This is a genomic window from Pauljensenia sp. UMB6358, assembly GCF_030216865.1.
Taxonomy (GTDB): Bacteria; Actinomycetota; Actinomycetes; order Actinomycetales; family Actinomycetaceae; genus Pauljensenia; species Pauljensenia turicensis_A.
The window spans coordinates 1-319 of the sequence record NZ_JASOMS010000093.1 but is presented as its reverse complement, the minus strand read 5'-3'; the positions used below and the strand labels follow the sequence as shown (position 1 = coordinate 319).

At 57.4% G+C, this 319-nt stretch carries 1 pseudogene; it reads left to right on the top strand.

Annotation, left to right across the window (positions count from 1 at the left end):
• Nucleotides 1-319 (top strand): annotated as a pseudogene (locus tag QP381_RS08750) (hypothetical protein); the annotation flags it as partial.

The window sequence follows — 319 nt, the reverse complement described above, 5'->3', positions numbered from 1 at the left end:
GGAAGTAATCGATCGTACGTTGAGCTTCCGCGAAATGGTAGGCGACTACCAGCGACAGCTATTCCTTGTTGACCACGCTGGGCTGCCACTCACCGAGGTGTTGCACCAAATCGACTTCCTTGGCGAGATCCTGCCGGTATTGCGTCGCGAGTTCGCCTCCCTTTCCGAAGAAGACGTGCCGGACGCTCCCACCCACGAATCTCTGTTGCGTCTTCGCGGTAAGGAACCGGCCCGCTCCGAGGCCAAGATTTGGCAGGAACAGACGCCAGATGCAGACCTGGTAAACGAACCACGCGAGTGGAATCAAATCAGCATCGAC